The following is a 16,850-nucleotide window of genomic DNA, read 5'->3' on the forward strand; positions in this document are numbered from 1 at the left end:
AACCGACTTAACTGAGTGCCTTATCTCTGTTTAAACCTACTTTAGATGGACTCTTTTAAGTCTCTACAATGACTGCCCCTCGCCATAAACCGCGAAGCTTTCCACTTTTCGGCCCGCAACTGCCGATATGACGGATAAGACTGCTCTTTGTCGGCTGATACGACAAGCTCAGCTATTGCCCCCTATAATTCCCTTATGCCGGATGTGGATTGTCAGTCATGTTCAACGATGGATTACTCTTTAAAGCCCTTTAGTTTTTTCATCTTATATCCCAATCCACACTGCGCGAGGTTTATAGCATTCTCTCTAAAATAGCCCCTACTTCCCCCGCTTCTACTCATTAGTTTTATCATACTTTCTCATTAACTCGATATTTTATTGTCCACCATATTTACCTTTGCGAGTCTTCTCCCAAGAAAATGTAATACGATACATTTTTTATTTTAATTTTTCGTAGGTGCTCGTATGCAGGGTTTGAAGAGATTAAATAATCAAATGGAACAATTTAAGATGCCTCCTCACTCAACAAGGAGGCTATATGAATCAACAAGGATTTTCTTTAATTGAAATAATGGTTGTCATTGCAATAATTTCTATATTAAGTGCTATTGCAATACCGGGATATCAAGGTTATATGCAAAAAGCGGCAATAACCGATGTATTACAAACAGTTTTACCATATAAGAATAATATTGAAATTTGCGCGTTTAATAAAGGCTCATTAACTGGCTGTAATGCAGGAAGTGAAAATATTCCTAATAATATAAAAGGAAAATATATCAAAACAATAGATGTAAAGTCAGGCATTATTAACTTTATAGCCGATAAGAGTCTTGCCAATCTCTCTGTGACTTTAACCCCAATTATCCCTACTGATAGTTCACCATTCCAATGGCAAGTAGCCTGCGAACATGATAGTGACAGTAAATTAAAAGCATTATGTGAAAATACCTTCATCTTTTAATATAAGGTAAGTTTATGAATAGCACCAGGGAAAGAGATTTTATATTTAAAGAATTAAAAAGTATTTGTGATAAACACTATATTATTATTGTTGATTACAATCATAAAAGATTATCTATAGGTGTACCTAAAAAGCCAGATGACAATATACTTGCTACTTTACGTTTTATTGCTAGCGTGCCGGTATGCTATGACATTTGGCCAAAAGAAAAGATTGATCATTACTTCAATAAAAAATATGAGGAGATCCAAGAGCCAGAAACAAACTATCAACCTAATGGTGCCGAGCAGCTAGATACACGTTCACCCGCCGTTGATTTTGTAGAGAATATGCTCAAAACAGCGGTAAGAAAACGCGCATCTGATATTCATATCGAACCATCAAAACAAGGGATAAAAATCCGTTTACGTGTAGATGGCAAGCTCTATTTTATTCCTTCACCACCTCTCGAAATCAATAATGAAATTATTGCTCGAATAAAAATAGTTGCCAAATTGAATATTGCAGAGAAGCGATTACCACAAGATGGGCAAATGAGTTGGCATTTCGAAGGGCATAATTACAGTATTCGCCTGTCAACGATACCAACATTATATGGTGAAAAATTGGTTCTACGGATACTTAGCACCCAGCTAAAGTATTCTATAGAACAAATAGGGATGCACAATAATTTGCTATTAAGTTTAAAAAAAGAGCTATTGCAACCACAGGGCTTAATTCTTGTCACAGGCCCGACTGGCAGTGGGAAAACCGTCACGCTCTATAGTGCATTAGAGTATCTCAATCAATCTTCACGTAACATATCTACCATTGAAGACCCTATTGAGATCCCACTATCTGGAATTAACCAAGTTCAAGTAAACGATAAATATGGCTTGAGTTTCGCTCACATACTAAGAGCCTTACTCCGGCAAGATCCTGATATTATCATGGTAGGAGAAATTCGAGATGAAGAAACGGCACAAATAGCAACCAGAGCCGCACAAACAGGCCATTTAGTCTTATCAACTCTACATACCAATTGCACATTTAGCGCCATTGAAAGGATGGCGCAATTAGGTGTGAGTCAATCCCAATTGAGTTCTTGCTTAAAAATGGTGATTGCACAAAGGCTGGTACGCCGATTATGCCCAAACTGTAAAGTCACACACCCTAAAAATACACAAATTAGCGACAATAAAACGATAAAAGAGTGGTCATCCACGGGATGTGATCTCTGTTTTGCAGGGTTTATGGGGAGAACCGCCATATATGAGTATCTAGGGCAAGATGCACTGACTGAGATTTTTCAGCATGGAAAACAATGTATCACTCATTTTCAAACACTTTTTCAGGATGGATTGAACTTAATTGAAGCAGGTGAAACCACATTACAAGAGCTCTATGCTATTACAGGGACAGGGGAGATTATTTAATGTTTATCTATTCTTATACCGCTTTATCTCATGATAATAATATTGTCCAAGATTTTATTATTTCTAAAAATAAAAAATCAGCCTTTATTGAACTCTTAGAAGCGGAACAAACTCCACTTCATATTCGTTTAAAAGCCATATTCATTCTCAACGCGGCCAATATTAACTACCGAACGCATTTTTTCTATCAACTAAATTCCCTCGTATCATCCGGTATTAATTTACTCCAAAGTCTATATATTTTGCAAAAAAACACACACTCACCATTTTGGCAAAAGATTATCACATCGACGATCACTGACTTAAAGAAAGGCAATCGGTTTTCTGATAGCTTAAGAAAACACCCTAACATCTTCACCCCCACCATAATCAGTTTAATAAGCGTCGCAGAAAAAACCGGAAATTATGAAAATAACTTTAAAATCATTGCAGGTATGCTAAAACACAATGAAGAGACAAAGAAAAAAATCACTAAGTCACTTAGATACCCTATTGTATTAACATTGTTTTCTATCGCATTAATCTTCATTATGTTGGTTTATGTGTTACCACAATTTGAAACTATTTATCAAAGTTTTCAACACGAGCTTCCTTTAATCACAAAAATCATGATCTATTTATCTAATTTGATCACTGATTATTTCCCTTATTTTTTACTTATAACGCTAATTATTTCATTACTGATTTGGAAATTTAAAGCGAATACCGTAAGACTCATTATTACGTTGCTATTTTATGTTCCACCTATCAAAAAATTAATCAAAAATAGTAACTTGAATATCTTTTTCTTAACCTTATCCTCAACACTCCAAGCGGGTTTGCCACTAACAGAATGTTTAAAATGTACAGCGGATACACTGCATAATCCGTTGTATAAAAAAGAAAGCCTTTCTGTATATCATGCTGTTTTAAAAGGGGAGTCATTATCTGCTGCCGTTAAAAACAGCGCTTTCTTTCCAAGTATTGTGCATCAGCTAATCGCTGTTGCAGAAGAGTCTGGTCAGCTTCCTCACTTCTTACAGTATTTATTTACACATTTTTCAACGCAACATACTAGCTTAACTGAAAAGTCATTAAAGAATCTCGAACCTATCTTACTATTGCTAATGGCATTCCTCGTTGGAACTATTATGGTGGCAATGTACCTCCCTATCTTCAATTTAGGAAATGTTATAACAGGGATTTAATGGCTTAATTATAGGATAGCATTTTGCCTATTTATGCTATAAAACTACTTGCGGATGTTAAGATCAGTAAACCTACCGTGCGTATTATCTTGTGAGTGAAGACAAATCAAAAAAATCCGTGTAACCTACTATTTTTCAATAGAATGAAGAAGATTATGAGCTATATTGTTGCATTAACAGGGGGGATCGGTAGCGGTAAAACAACCGTTGCGAATCACTTTGCCAAGCTAGGAATACCGCTAGTTGATGCTGATATTATTGCCAGAAAAGTCGTCGAGCCTGGCTCACCAGCCCTTGAAGCTATCGCCTCTCGTTATGGCGCAGACATTATTCAACCTGATGGCTCTCTCAATCGACAACGTCTTAGGGAAATTATTTTTTCTGATGTCGCCGAGAAACAATGGCTAAATGCCCTACTTCATCCCTTAATTCATCAAGAAACACAACAACAATTACAGCAGGCCGATAGCCCTTATGTGTTATGGGTTGTACCTCTGTTATTTGAAAATAAACTCGCTCATCTTGCCAATCGGGTGCTGGTTATTGATGTCACCCCTGAAGAACAAATTTTACGCACGGTACAAAGAGACAATGTGAGTGAAGAGCATGTAGTGAATATTTTGAAAGCCCAAACCAGCAGAGAAAACCGTTTACTACAAGCTGATGATGTTATTACAAACCATGATGGTGAATTAAACATAGCTGAAAAGGTAGCCACATTGCACGAAAAGTATATGACGTTAGCACAACAGCAAAAATAGGAAATAAATATGAGTGAATCAAACACTGTAAACTTCGTCACTTACGAGTATCCATTGAATGAAAAAATTCGCTCATGGTTAAGGCTCGAAACACTATTACAACAGGTTTATGAGCTTAGTCACATTACATCCTATACCTCTGGTATTGCCTTTTTCCGCTCAGTTTCAGAATTAATTGAAATCCTTGATAGAGGTGAAGTACGCTCTGATCTGATCAAAGAGCTAGAAAAACAGCGTAAGCGTTTAGCTGCATGGGCCGAGGCTCCAAATGCAGACAACCAGTTGATCTCAACACTTCTTGATGATCTTGCGGCTAAGATTACCAATATCACCGCGGCGCCTAGATTTGGTCAACAATTACGAAATGACAAAATTATTAGTATGGTGCGCCAGCGCTTAAGTATCCCTGGTGGATGCTGTAGTTTCGATCTGCCCACATTACAGTTGTGGCTTCATATGCCACAAGAACAAAAAGATCAGGCTATTAGCGAGTGGCTAAAGAGTCTCATGCCACTCAAAGATGCATTAGATACTATCTTGAACTTAATCCGCCACGCAGGCGCTTTTGAGCTAAAAGAGTGCCATAATGGTTTTTATCAAGATAGTGTTGAAGACAAAGAGTTATTAAGAGTGAAGTTATCCAGCGATAAATTAATTTTCCCTCAGATTTCAGGTCATAAAACGCGATTTGCTATCCGTTTTCTTCACATTGACAGTGAAAATGGTATTGTACCCACAACGATGGCCTTTGAATTATCCTGCTGCTAATAAGGGGTAGTAATAAATGACTGAAAAAATTGAAGTTAATTGTCCAACTTGCCAAAAAGTTGTGGTCTGGGGTGAAGAAAGCCCTTATCGGCCCTTTTGCAGTAAACGCTGTCAGCTCATTGACCTAGGTGAATGGGCTGCTGAAGAAAAGCGTATTACCAGCCAAGGGGATATTTCTGACAGCGATAACTGGAGCGAACAACCCGACCAGTAGCAACATGAGTGATGAGCTTTATATCCCAATCATTCCTCTGAGATAGATTGAGATATAAAGCATTTTTGATAAATATCCTGCTGCTATAAGCTAGTAATGATATTTTTCTACACGAACAAGAAAACACTAATATGGCTGTTTACCTTGGGATACGGCCCCGGTTTATCGTCAACAACCCCTAACTTAATCTCAGTGAATATCTTCTGCGTTTAACATATCAATAATCACTCGGTTAGCTGGAGGAAATTCACTTGCGACCAAGTCTTTTTGATCGACCCAACGCCCTTTTTGTCCCTCTTTCCCATAAGGTTCATTTTCCCAATCTGAAACCATAAAGAAGTATAAAGTGACATAACGTTCATCAAATTCGTGTTCGACACAATGAAAAAGCTCACATTCAGTGACGATAATGCCAACTTCTTCTTCTAGTTCACGGATAAGTGCATCTTGCGGTTGTTCGCCGTTTTCCAGTTTTCCCCCGGGAAATTCCCAAAAACCGGCCATATGCGTTCCACTTGGACGCTCTGTAATAAATATTTTTTGCGCGTTATTACGAATAATTCCAGCAGCGATATAAAGGTGTTTTTTTTCCATAATTTCTTCGTTAAAAAGGCGGGTTACCCCGCCTTGTTTGATGTAATAATTAATTATTTTAACCGACCATGACACTGTTTGTATTTTTTACCTGAACCACAAGGACATGGATCATTACGACCAATTTTATGACCTTGTGTTGCTATTTGCGCTTCCGCTTCAGACATCAATGATTCAGCGCCAGCTTCATGGCTTAACTGTTGTCTTCTTGCTAAACGCTCAGCTTCTTCTTTACGTTGTTGCTCTAAAGCTTCAACTTCTTCAGGCAAACGAACTTGTACTTTAGAAAGTGTACTGATTACTTCATATTTTAACGATTCAAGCATATTCGCGAACATGTTGAAAGATTCACGTTTATATTCTTGTTTCGGATCTTTTTGTGCGTAACCACGTAAATGGATACCTTGGCGTAAATAGTCCATCGAAGCTAAGTGTTCTTTCCACAACGTATCTAACGTTTGTAGCATGACACCTTTTTCAAAGTTACGCATCATTTCTGCGCCAACAATCTCTTCTTTCTTCTGATAGACTTCGATGGCTTTTTCCATTATACGCTCACGAAGCGTTTCTTCATGTAACTCTGGTTCTTTATCCAGCCACTCTTTAATGGGTAAATCTAAATCAAAGTCACTCACCAGTCGTTTTTGTAGGCCTTCAATATCCCACATTTCTTCTAGTGATTGTGGTGGAATATAAGTATCGATTGTTGCCGTAAAGACATCTTCACGAATGCTATCCACGGTTTCTTTAATGTCACCACCATCGAGCAATTCGTTACGCTGACTATAAATAGCACGACGTTGGTCACTCGCAACATCATCGTACTCAAGAAGTTGCTTACGAATATCAAAGTTACGGTTTTCTACTTTACGCTGTGCATTAGCAATCGCTTTGGTTACCCATGGATGCTCAATCGCCTCACCAGGTTTCATACCTAATTTACGCATCATGCCTGTGACACGATCAGACGCAAAAATACGCATAAGCGCATCTTCCATTGATAAGTAGAAGCGAGAAGAACCGGCATCCCCTTGACGACCCGCACGACCACGTAACTGGTTATCAATACGGCGGGATTCATGGCGCTCTGTACCAATGATATGCAAACCACCCGCGGCAAGAACGGCATCATGGCGCTCTTTCCAACGTGCTTTAATTTCATCGATTTGCTCTTGAGTTGGCGATTCTAAAGCAGCAACTTCTGTCTGCCAGCTACCACCTAACATAATATCGGTACCACGACCTGCCATGTTAGTCGCGATAGTTACTGCTCCCGCTTGACCCGCGTTTGCAACAATATCTGCTTCTAAGGCGTGGAATTTAGCATTCAATACGTTATGCTCAATTTTTGCTTTTTTAAGCGCGTTAGAAATTAACTCTGACTTTTCAATTGAGATTGTACCGACCAGAACAGGCTGACCATTTTGTGTTCTTTCACGAATATCTTCGATAATAGCCGCAAATTTATCTGTTTCTGTCATATAAACCAGATCAGGTAAATCTTTACGGATCATTGGACGGTTAGTTGGAATAACAATCGTATCGAGTTTATAGATAGAACTAAATTCAAATGCTTCGGTATCCGCTGTACCTGTCATACCAGCAAGTTTTTCGTACAAACGGAAATAGTTTTGGAATGTAATCGATGCCAATGTTTGGTTTTCGTTTTGGATCTCAACACCTTCTTTGGCTTCAACAGCTTGGTGCAAACCATCTGACCAACGACGCCCTTCCATTGTACGACCTGTATGTTCGTCAACAATGATAACTTGACCATCTTTAACGATATAGTCGACATCCAAAGTAAACAGCGCATGCGCACGTAGGCCGGCCATAACATGGTGCATCAACATAATGTTAGATGGCGAATAGAGTGATTCCCCCTCTTCCATTAAGCCTGCTTCTGTCAGCAGCTGCTCAATCAGCACCAAGCCGCGTTCAGTCAGCGTAACTTGACGTGATTTTTCATCAACAGAGAAGTGACCTTCGCCTTGGAAAGTGTCTGAATCTTCTTTTTCTTGACGCACTAGCTTAGGAATTAATTTATCAACTTTTTTATACAGCTCTGAACTGTCTTCAGCAGGGCCTGAAATAATCAGTGGGGTACGAGCTTCGTCGATAAGAATGGAGTCAACCTCATCCACTAACGCATAATGAAGTTTACGCTGTACGCGCTCCTCTGGGCTAAATGCCATGTTATCACGTAGATAGTCGAAACCGAATTCGTTGTTAGTTCCGTAAGTGATGTCAGCCGCATAAGCCTCACGTTTCAGCGCAGCAGGCATACCCGGAAGGTTGATACCAACGGTTAAACCTAAAAATTCAAATAAAGGACGGTTATTTTCGGCGTCACGCTTAGCTAAGTAGTCGTTTACTGTAACAACGTGAACCCCTTTACCCGTTAAGGCATTCAAGTAAGCTGGCAATGTCGCGGTAAGTGTTTTACCTTCACCTGTACGCATCTCAGCGATACAACGTTCATTCAGAACCATACCACCAATCAACTGTACGTCGAAATGGCGCATACCGAAAACACGTTTACTGGCTTCCCGCACTGTCGCAAACGCTTCTGGGATCAAGCTTTCGAGACTTTCATTCTTGCTTAGGCGATCACGAAATTCCTGCGTTTTTGCCTTAAGCTCATCATCGCTCAATTTTTCAAATTCAGGCTCAAGACGATTGATTTTTTCAACCTCTTTACGCAAGCGACGTAGAGTACGATCATTACGACTACCAAAAACCTTGGTTAATAATTTTGTTAACATATTGATATATTCTCAGGTAATTCAGTTAATTACTAAATAGTAAAACCCTGTATTTTGAATAAATACAGTGCATCTCGAACAGATGCTTAAATAAAACTAACAATTAACTGAAAGCAGGGCCCGCGCGGATACCATGTACCTGAGCAACCCAAATAGCGGGTTGGTATGCAACGAAATGAGGGTAAGCATAGTGATCAGTTTGATCGAAACTATCACTCCATTGAAGTGAACGTTGTGCCAACATGGCATACAACGTATCAAGCATGACTTGAGGTGCTAACAGTGGCCCTTTTTTTTCATCTTGTTGATTTGCATCATCATCTTCAGAGATTGAAAAAGCGAATGTTAATTGCCTAATCACATTCCTGACCGCATGCTGCTGCCAGTAATTCACGGAATAAGAAGATGATGAGGAGCGCTGAGGGCTTTGCTGAGCAAATAAATTATCAAACGCATTAACCGCTTGGTTTTGGCGATTAATTGAAGAGGAGTTGAACTGCGTTTGCTGAGCATCAGATAACGCATTTAAAATCCCAGGCATGCCAATGCTCGTAGCCACAACCCCTAGTAAAAGGTGCGGCCAAAAGTATTTTATACCAAATTGTCGCCAAAGATTTAAAATGCCCATCAAAGTCTTATATTATATTTCTAATATACCATTCTTATTCATGATTGCTTAACAGCATGCCAACCATACCCGCTTGCTATAACTCACCAATCTCTATGATTGTGGCCCTTGTTGGCGCGATTTTCTCAAACACCCAACAGCACCTTGCTACAGCCTTGGTAATTTAGAGTATACTTAGATACTAAACCTACCTATTTAGACGGAGCTAACAATGAGAGATAGCCACCCACAAGCTTTGTTCGATGTTCTTGAGGAGTCACTCGCCAAAACGCGCAGCCCCTTGCTCACCATTCAACGTAATGCTATCGCGATTAATAAACTAAACAAAGCCGTTAAAGCACTGCTGCCAAGCGAATTAAAACCCATGTGCCGCGTAGCAAACTACCGTAATTGCATTTTGGTTATCGAAGTTGCTAACGCAAGTTGGATGACGCGACTGAATTACGAAAAACTTCAGCTACTTTCTGCATTACGAAACTCTATTCTACCATCTTTATCTTCTATAGACATCAGAATCAATCCCGTTCTCATGCGAAAAAAGGCTGAAAATAGCTCACTGAATAATCAAACAGCTAAAACTGCTCAGGTTGCGAATAAACGTAAGATCAGTACAGAAACGGCAAAACAACTTTTGCATTTAGCGGAGAATAGCCCGAAGAGATTAAAAGAGAGATTAGAGCGGCTGGCTGCACTGGCCGGAGAGAGTACCAGTACAACCAACAGAAAAGACTAACACATCATTATATATGTGGTAGTAATATCACTGCTTACTCAACACTGACTATTATCAGTGTGATTAGGCGTAAACAGTTGAAGGTGCTTTGAATGCCACCGGCAATTCAGCTTCATCTTCAAATGTGACCAGATCCCAAGCAGATTCTTTTGCTAATACCGCTTGTAGAAGTTTGTTATTCAATGCGTGGCCTGACTTGTATGCAGTAAATGCACCAATAATATTATGTCCACACATGAATAGGTCACCAATAGCGTCGAGAGTTTTGTGACGAACGAATTCATCTTCAAAACGTAGGCCATCTTCGTTGAGTACACGATAGTCATCAACAACGATAGCGCAATCGAAGCTACCACCTAAGCATAAGCCTTGGGATTGCAGATATTCAATATCACGCATAAAACCAAATGTACGCGCACGACTAATTTGGCGCACAAACGCTTCTGCTGAAAAATCCAGCTTATAACGTTGAGTGCTGCTATCAATCGCAGGGTGATTAAAGTCAATGGTAAAATCTAGGCTAAAACCATTGTATGGTGCAAATTCTGCCCATTTATCACCATCTTCTACACGTACTTTCTCTTTTATACGTAAGAATTTTTTCGCACTGTTCAATTCTTCAATACCAGCATCTAGTAATAAGAAAACGAACGGTGCTGCACTGCCATCCATGATCGGGATTTCAGGCGCATTGACTTCAATAACAATGTTATCGATACCTAATCCTGCCAAAGCAGCATTCAGATGCTCTACGGTCGAAATACGCACGTTGTCTTCGTTGACTAAGCAAGTACATAACATGGTATCGCGGACAGACTTAGCATCAGCCGGAAAATCAACCGGAGGATTTAGGTCAGTACGACGGTAGATGACCCCGGTGTTTGCCGCCGCTGGACGCAGAGTAAGCGTGACTTTTTTGCCGGTATGTAAACCAACACCAGTCGCTTCAACTATACGTTTAAGTGTCCTTTGTTTGATCATCGTATTTTTCTCGCAATGTTATCCGTCCTGCTGATTATCTTACTAGATAACCAGCGGGAAAGTTTAGCACAAAAAGCGGAGAATCCAATATTAATTAAAATTAATCGGCCTGTTTACGCAAAAATGCCGGAATATCTAAGTAATCAGGTTCTTTATTCGCTTGCGTATTTTGGTCATTCACCGCTTTCGCAGCAACTGGTTTTTCCTCTGTCAGAGAAGACATGCTATTTTGCATTTGCTGATAACGCTGCTCCATAGACGCTTGCTGTGACATCTTGTTATTCACCAGAGTGATTTCAGGGCGTTTGTCCATACCGATACCGGTAGCCACGACAGTCACGCGCAATTCATCATTCATCTCAGGGTCAAGTGATGTACCAATTACGACGGTTGCATTATCAGATGCGAATGCGCGGATGGTATTACCCACCGTTTCAAACTCATCCAAACGCAGGTCGAAACCAGCGGTAATGTTGACAAGAACACCACGTGCGCCAGACAGATCGATATCTTCCAACAGTGGACTTGAAATTGCCATTTCAGCCGCTTCTTCAGCACGATCTTCACCACGAGCCACACCGGACCCCATCATTGCGTAGCCCATCTCTGACATCACAGTACGTACGTCAGCAAAGTCCACGTTCATCAGACCTGGGCGTGTGATCAGTTCCGCAATACCTTGAACAGCGCCTTTCAGTACATCGTTAGCTGCGCCAAATGCATCAAGTAAAGAGATACCACGACCCAAGACTTTTAATAATTTATCATTTGGAATCGTAATCAATGAGTCAACATGCTTAGATAGCTCAGTGATACCAGATTCCGCAAATGCCATGCGCTTTTTGCCTTCAAAGTTGAATGGCTTAGTCACAACAGCAACTGTTAAGATGCCCAGCTCTTTGGCAACCTCAGCCACAACTGGGGCAGCACCTGTACCTGTACCACCACCCATACCAGCTGCAATAAAGACCATGTCAGCACCTTCAAGTGCATTACGTAAAGCTTCACGATCTTCTTCAGCGGCATTGCGACCAACTTCTGGGTTTGCACCCGCGCCAAGGCCTTTAGTGATACCAGTACCGATCTGGATTGTTTGTCCGACTGCAGTTTTACGCAGTGCCTGTGCATCAGTATTGACGGCGAAGAATTCCACGCCTTCAATACGTTCACGCACCATGTGTTCAACGGCGTTACCGCCGCCGCCACCAACGCCGATGACTTTAATCACCGCATCGTTGGTTAGCTCCATTGGTTCAAACATAATGTCTCTCCGTTTTGTGCTTTACTTCGAAGCTAATAATATGCTTCTGAATAAAAATTAAAATTCTTTTCTCAGCCAGCCTGTGATTTTACTAAACCACCCTTTAACTGAAGCACGTTTTTCCGTTTCGGTATCATCGCCAAGATGGCTCTCTTTACCGTAATGCAGAAGCCCAACCGCAGTTGAATAGTATGGCTCCTGAGCATAATCCGTTAAGCCTGTAATATTGAGCGGAATACCGACCCTAACTTGTGTATGGAAGACTTTTTGAGCACATTCGACGAGGCCGTCGATTTGTGCCGCCCCTCCCGTTAGCACGATACCCGCTGCCAAATGGTGTTTGACACCTTGTTGGCGTAACTGTTCCTGTAAATTTAAAATTTCTTCATTTACAAGGTTTAACAGCTCTGTGTAACGTGGTTCAATGACCTCCGCTAAAGTCTGACGTTGTAGACTTCTTGGAGGACGCCCTCCCACGCTAGGGACTTCAACAGTTTCATCTTTGCTCACTATCGAACCGACAGCGCAGCCATGACGAACTTTGATTGCCTCCGCATCACTCGGTGGAGTACCGAAGGCATAAGCGATATCACTGGTGACGACATTACCTGCATAAGGGATAACTTTGGTATGACGTAGTGCCCCACCGGTGTATACCGCCATATCCATGGTTCCGCCGCCAATATCGACAACACAAACGCCAAGTTCGCGTTCATCTTCGGTCAATACTGAATAGCTCGCCGCAAGACCTGCAAAAATCAGCTGGTCGACTTTTAATCCACAACGCTCAACCGCTTTTACAATATTTTTTGCCATGTCGTTATGACAAGTAATCAAATGTACCTTGGCTTGCATACGTACACCTGACAAACCAACAGGGTTCTTAATACCTTCTTGGTAATCAATCGCGAATTCTTGTGGTATGACATGAAGAATTCGATGCTCATCACGAACCCTAACTGATTTTGCGGTATGAACAACACTGTCAACGTCTTCTTGTGTCACTTCCTCTTCCGAAACGGGCACCATGCCGATTTCGTTTTGGCAGCTAACATGCTTACCTGATAACGCAAGATAAACTGAAGAAATTTGGCAATCCGCCATCAACTCAGCCTGATCAATCGCCCTTTGCACGCATTTAACGACTGATTCCAAGTCATTAACGCCACCTTTGTCCATTCCACGAGATGGACAACTTCCCACCCCGATAATATTCACCATACCATCGGGCAGAATTTCGCCGACAAGGGCCGACACCTTGGAAGTTCCAATTTCAAGGCCTACAACTAATTTTCTGTCCGTCGTTTTGATCATTTGCTTCTGCCTAGTCTGAGTTATTAGCAATATTAATTATTGTAACTCCAGTGGTGCATCCACTAGGAGCGGAGCCCACCCCACCGCAGCACCACTGGTATAACGAAGGTCAACATAGTCGACACGTTTATCTGTGGCTTGCTGCAAAAGCGGATAAAGTTCAAGGAAACGATTTAACCGCTGAAAAACTTCTTTTTTCCCGAGCTCTACTCGGACATCATTATCTAAGATAAGTTGCCAAGCATGGCGTGCCGTCATAGATACTGATTTCAATTTTAAATTGTGTTCTGACAATATTCTTTTAAATTCAATGTACTCTTTTATAACTTCTTTTTGGCTACCTTGGGGGCCATAGAGCATCACATAATTGCCCTTGCTGCTTTCACTCGCAGGGAGGCTAAATACTCGCCCCTCCTGATCAACCATATTTTGGTCATTCCAACGTGCGTAAGGTACGTATTCTACCAGATGTATCTTTAACTCATCAGGCCACTGTTTGCGAACCGTCACCTGACGGATCCAAGGCATCGCACTTATCTGATTTTGGATGGCATTGACATCAACTGTCATAAAAGTACCAGGTTGCCCTAGAGATAATATCGCCTTCCTCACATCATCATTGCTGGTATAGTGGCGCTCTCCGGTTAATACTAACTTTGACATTGGCAGCCTATCTGCATCTTTCATCCAGTTCATGACGGTCCAGCCACTCCAAATGATTGTTCCCACAACCATTAGAAAGAAAATCAACCCGCCGAGAAAAGCACCATTACTTGGGCCTGACCCTGACTCGTTGTTGTCATCATTATGCTTATGATGCCGAACATTCAATGCTGCCTGTGACATATCAGTTAGCCAATTCCAAAATACGTACTACCAACTGCGAAAAATCCATACCTGCTTGGCGCGCTGCCATTGGCACTAAACTGTGACTTGTCATTCCTGGTGAGGTATTCACCTCTAGCAAGTAGAATTGACCGTCACTATCTTGCATTACATCAACTCGCCCCCAACCGCGACACCCAACCGCCTGATAAGCACGCATCGCAAGTTGTGATAACTGCGCTTCTGATCCTGCATCTAAGCCACTTGGGCAAAAATATTGCGTTTCATCAGAAAGATATTTCGCCTCATAATCGTAAAACACCCCAGGAGGCTGAATACGAATTGATGGTAATGTTTGTTCACCAAGCACTGCGACCGTATATTCTGGACCACTTAACCATTTCTCAATCAGTACGGTTTCATCGAAACGAAACGCTAGTGCCAACGCCGCTGATAAATCACCTAAATTATCAACTTTGCTCATCCCTACACTTGACCCTTCAAGGCTCGGTTTGACAATAAGTGGTAATCCTAGATATGCGACTAATTCTTCAATTTTTTCAGTTTTAAGTGAACTAAACTCAAATTTACTCAACGAAACATAAGGCGATACTGCTAGCCCTGCTCCTTCCCAAAGTTGCTTTGTTCTTAATTTATCCATACTCAAGGCGGAGGCCATCACGCCACTACCTGTGTACGGCAAACCTAAAAACTCCAGCATCCCTTGAATTGTACCGTCTTCTCCCCCTCGGCCATGAAGGGCGATAAACACTTTATCAAACCCAGCATCCTTGAGAGTGACCACTGGAAAATCTTTTGTATCAATAGGATGCGCATCAATTCCAGCCTGACGTAAACCAGCAAGCACCGCATTGCCTGATTGAAGAGAAACTTCACGTTCAGCAGATGTTCCGCCAAATAACACCGCGACTTTCTCGGCCATGAATCACTCCTCTACCATGGGTGGCTGTAATTTTGTTTCAGCAAGATTACGCGCTATTTTACCAATATTCCCAGCACCTTGAACTAAAATTAAGTCATTATCTTCAAGTGCTTGAGCTAAAATTTGTGCAACTTGTTCAGGCTCTGCCACATAAATTGGATCAAGCTGACCACGACCGCGTATCGTCCGACATAATGAACGACTATCCGCCCCCGGCACAGGCTTCTCTCCCGCAGGATAAACCTCTAGCATCAGCAATACATCTACTTGGCTGAGGACATGGGCAAAGTCATCATATAGGTCACGAGTACGTGAATAACGGTGTGGCTGAAACACCATCACAATTCGTTTGTCTGGCCATCCGGCTCTTGCCGCTTTTATTGTCGCGTCAACCTCTGTTGGATGGTGACCATAATCATCCACCAACATCACTTCGCCTTCTTTACCATTCACATGACGTAGTGAATAGTTTCCAAGAAAATCAAAACGGCGCCCTGTACCTTGGAACTCAACCAGTGCAGACAAGATATGCTGATCATCAATGCCTTCTTCCGTCGCCACGGCGACAGCCGCTGTTGCATTCAGAGCGTTATGTCGCCCCGGTGCATTCAGCACTACGGTCAGTTCCGGCATATTTTCACGGGCAATAGTAAAGAAGCCTTGATTACCTTTTTGCTCATATTTAACGATGCGTACATCGGCATCTTCACTAAAGCCATACGTCGTCACGTAGCGACTGACTCGCGGTAATAATGAACGGATCACAGGATCATCAATACACATCACCGCACGACCATAAAATGGTAAGTTATGCAGGAAGTTGATGAACGTATCTTTCAAGGTTTCAAAGTTACCTTGGTAAGTATCCATATGGTCCGCTTCAATGTTAGTAACCACTGCAACTAAAGGCTGCAAATGTAAGAAAGAGGCGTCACTTTCATCAGCTTCTGCGATTAAATAACGGCTACTACCTAAACGGGCATGAGTCCCCGCGGATTTCACTAGACCGCCGTTAACAAATGTAGGATCTAAGCCCGCTTGCGCATAGATCCCTGAAATCATCGCTGTTGTCGTAGTTTTACCGTGTGTACCTGCCACTGCAATACCATGACGATAACGCATTAATTCCGCCAACATTTCAGCGCGGCGGATAACAGGAATACGTAATTCATGCGCCGCTTGGATTTCAGGGTTATCCGCTGAAATTGCAGTCGAAACAACGACTACGCTCGCATCTTCAACATTCTCAGGACGGTGATTAAAATAAATAGTTGCACCTAAAGCCGTGAGTTGCTGAGTAACGGCATTTGGCGCTAAATCAGAACCACTAATTTGGTAACCTTCATTTGCCAACACTTCGGCGATACCACCCATGCCAGCACCACCGATACCGACAAAATGGATGTGCCTGACTCTTCTCATTTCTGGCACTGATGTTCTTAATTTCGCCAACTGTTGTGTATTCACTGTATGTCTTCGCTTTTAGTTAATTCTATA

The 16,850-nt window shown here is 41.6% G+C and carries 16 protein-coding genes; 7 read left to right on the top strand and 9 right to left on the bottom strand.

The features are described from left to right. Window positions 1-538: 538 nt before the first annotated feature. The 6 genes from ppdD to yacG all read left to right on the top strand — a co-directional run bounded on the left by ppdD (window position 539) and on the right by yacG (window position 5,309). Window positions 539-964, top strand: coding sequence for a prepilin peptidase-dependent pilin (ppdD, locus tag PR709_RS03325; RefSeq protein ID WP_004921858.1), 426 nt, complete (start codon window positions 539-541; stop codon window positions 962-964). Between the two features lie 14 nt (window positions 965-978). Next, window positions 979-2,379: an ATPase, T2SS/T4P/T4SS family gene (locus PR709_RS03330; RefSeq protein WP_004921861.1), complete on the top strand. Its 1,401-nt coding sequence runs from the start codon at window positions 979-981 to the stop codon at window positions 2,377-2,379. Beyond that, on the top strand, window positions 2,379-3,566 hold the full coding sequence (locus PR709_RS03335; RefSeq protein WP_004921863.1) for a type II secretion system F family protein: 1,188 nt from the start codon (window positions 2,379-2,381) through the stop codon (window positions 3,564-3,566). Before PR709_RS03330 ends, PR709_RS03335 begins: the two co-directional genes overlap by 1 nt. A 155-nt stretch (window positions 3,567-3,721) precedes the next feature. Further along, window positions 3,722-4,327 carry a dephospho-CoA kinase gene (coaE, locus tag PR709_RS03340; RefSeq protein WP_014656411.1) on the top strand — a complete coding sequence of 202 codons (606 nt, stop codon included), beginning with the start codon at window positions 3,722-3,724 and terminating at the stop codon, window positions 4,325-4,327. A gap of 9 nt (window positions 4,328-4,336) precedes the next feature. Then, window positions 4,337-5,095, top strand: a complete 759-nt coding sequence (zapD, locus tag PR709_RS03345) for a cell division protein ZapD (protein ID WP_004921870.1) — start codon at window positions 4,337-4,339, stop codon at window positions 5,093-5,095. Window positions 5,096-5,111: 16 nt separating this feature from the next. Next, window positions 5,112-5,309 (top strand): DNA gyrase inhibitor YacG, encoded by a 198-nt coding sequence (yacG, locus tag PR709_RS03350; RefSeq protein ID WP_004921873.1) that lies wholly within the window; start codon window positions 5,112-5,114, stop codon window positions 5,307-5,309. 189 nt (window positions 5,310-5,498) lie between these two features. Here yacG and mutT read toward each other — a convergent pair whose 3' ends face one another. The 3 genes from mutT to secM form a co-directional block, all read right to left on the bottom strand. Further along, window positions 5,499-5,903, bottom strand: a complete 405-nt coding sequence (gene mutT, locus PR709_RS03355) for an 8-oxo-dGTP diphosphatase MutT (RefSeq protein ID WP_040133346.1) — start codon at window positions 5,901-5,903, stop codon at window positions 5,499-5,501. Window positions 5,904-5,956: 53 nt separating this feature from the next. Further along, entirely contained in the window at window positions 5,957-8,668 is a 2,712-nt protein-coding gene (secA, locus tag PR709_RS03360) for a preprotein translocase subunit SecA (RefSeq protein WP_004921881.1), read from the bottom strand. A 103-nt stretch (window positions 8,669-8,771) separates the two neighbouring features. Continuing rightward, window positions 8,772-9,296 carry a secA translation cis-regulator SecM gene (gene secM, locus PR709_RS03365; RefSeq protein ID WP_004921885.1) on the bottom strand — a complete coding sequence of 175 codons (525 nt, stop codon included), beginning with the start codon at window positions 9,294-9,296 and terminating at the stop codon, window positions 8,772-8,774. A gap of 211 nt (window positions 9,297-9,507) precedes the next feature. Here secM and PR709_RS03370 point away from each other — a divergent pair, with 211 nt between their 5' ends. Continuing rightward, window positions 9,508-10,029 carry a DUF721 domain-containing protein gene (locus tag PR709_RS03370; protein WP_004921887.1) on the top strand — a complete coding sequence of 174 codons (522 nt, stop codon included), beginning with the start codon at window positions 9,508-9,510 and terminating at the stop codon, window positions 10,027-10,029. A 63-nt stretch (window positions 10,030-10,092) separates the two neighbouring features. On the opposite strand, the gene lpxC is transcribed toward PR709_RS03370, so the two are convergent. The 6 genes from lpxC to murC form a co-directional block, all read right to left on the bottom strand. After that, on the bottom strand, window positions 10,093-11,010 hold the full coding sequence (lpxC, locus tag PR709_RS03375; RefSeq protein ID WP_004921892.1) for a UDP-3-O-acyl-N-acetylglucosamine deacetylase: 918 nt from the start codon (window positions 11,008-11,010) through the stop codon (window positions 10,093-10,095). Window positions 11,011-11,110: 100 nt separating this feature from the next. Next, the gene (ftsZ, locus tag PR709_RS03380; protein WP_014656415.1) at window positions 11,111-12,271 is read right to left on the bottom strand and encodes a cell division protein FtsZ; all 1,161 of its coding nucleotides are present in this window, start codon (window positions 12,269-12,271) and stop codon (window positions 11,111-11,113) included. Between the two features lie 57 nt (window positions 12,272-12,328). Next, window positions 12,329-13,585, bottom strand: coding sequence for a cell division protein FtsA (ftsA, locus tag PR709_RS03385; protein WP_004921898.1), 1,257 nt, complete (start codon window positions 13,583-13,585; stop codon window positions 12,329-12,331). Between the two features lie 36 nt (window positions 13,586-13,621). Next, a complete protein-coding gene (gene ftsQ / locus PR709_RS03390; RefSeq protein WP_004921902.1) occupies window positions 13,622-14,431 on the bottom strand; it encodes a cell division protein FtsQ in 810 nt (269 codons plus the stop codon). A 1-nt stretch (window position 14,432) separates the two neighbouring features. Continuing rightward, a complete protein-coding gene (locus tag PR709_RS03395; RefSeq protein WP_004921904.1) occupies window positions 14,433-15,353 on the bottom strand; it encodes a D-alanine--D-alanine ligase in 921 nt (306 codons plus the stop codon). A 3-nt stretch (window positions 15,354-15,356) separates the two neighbouring features. Next, window positions 15,357-16,820, bottom strand: coding sequence for a UDP-N-acetylmuramate--L-alanine ligase (murC, locus tag PR709_RS03400; RefSeq protein ID WP_036941184.1), 1,464 nt, complete (start codon window positions 16,818-16,820; stop codon window positions 15,357-15,359). Between the last annotated feature and the right edge of the window lie 30 nt (window positions 16,821-16,850).

This window comes from Providencia sp. PROV267, assembly GCF_028477825.1.
In the GTDB taxonomy this organism is placed as follows: Bacteria; Pseudomonadota; Gammaproteobacteria; order Enterobacterales; family Enterobacteriaceae; genus Providencia; species Providencia stuartii.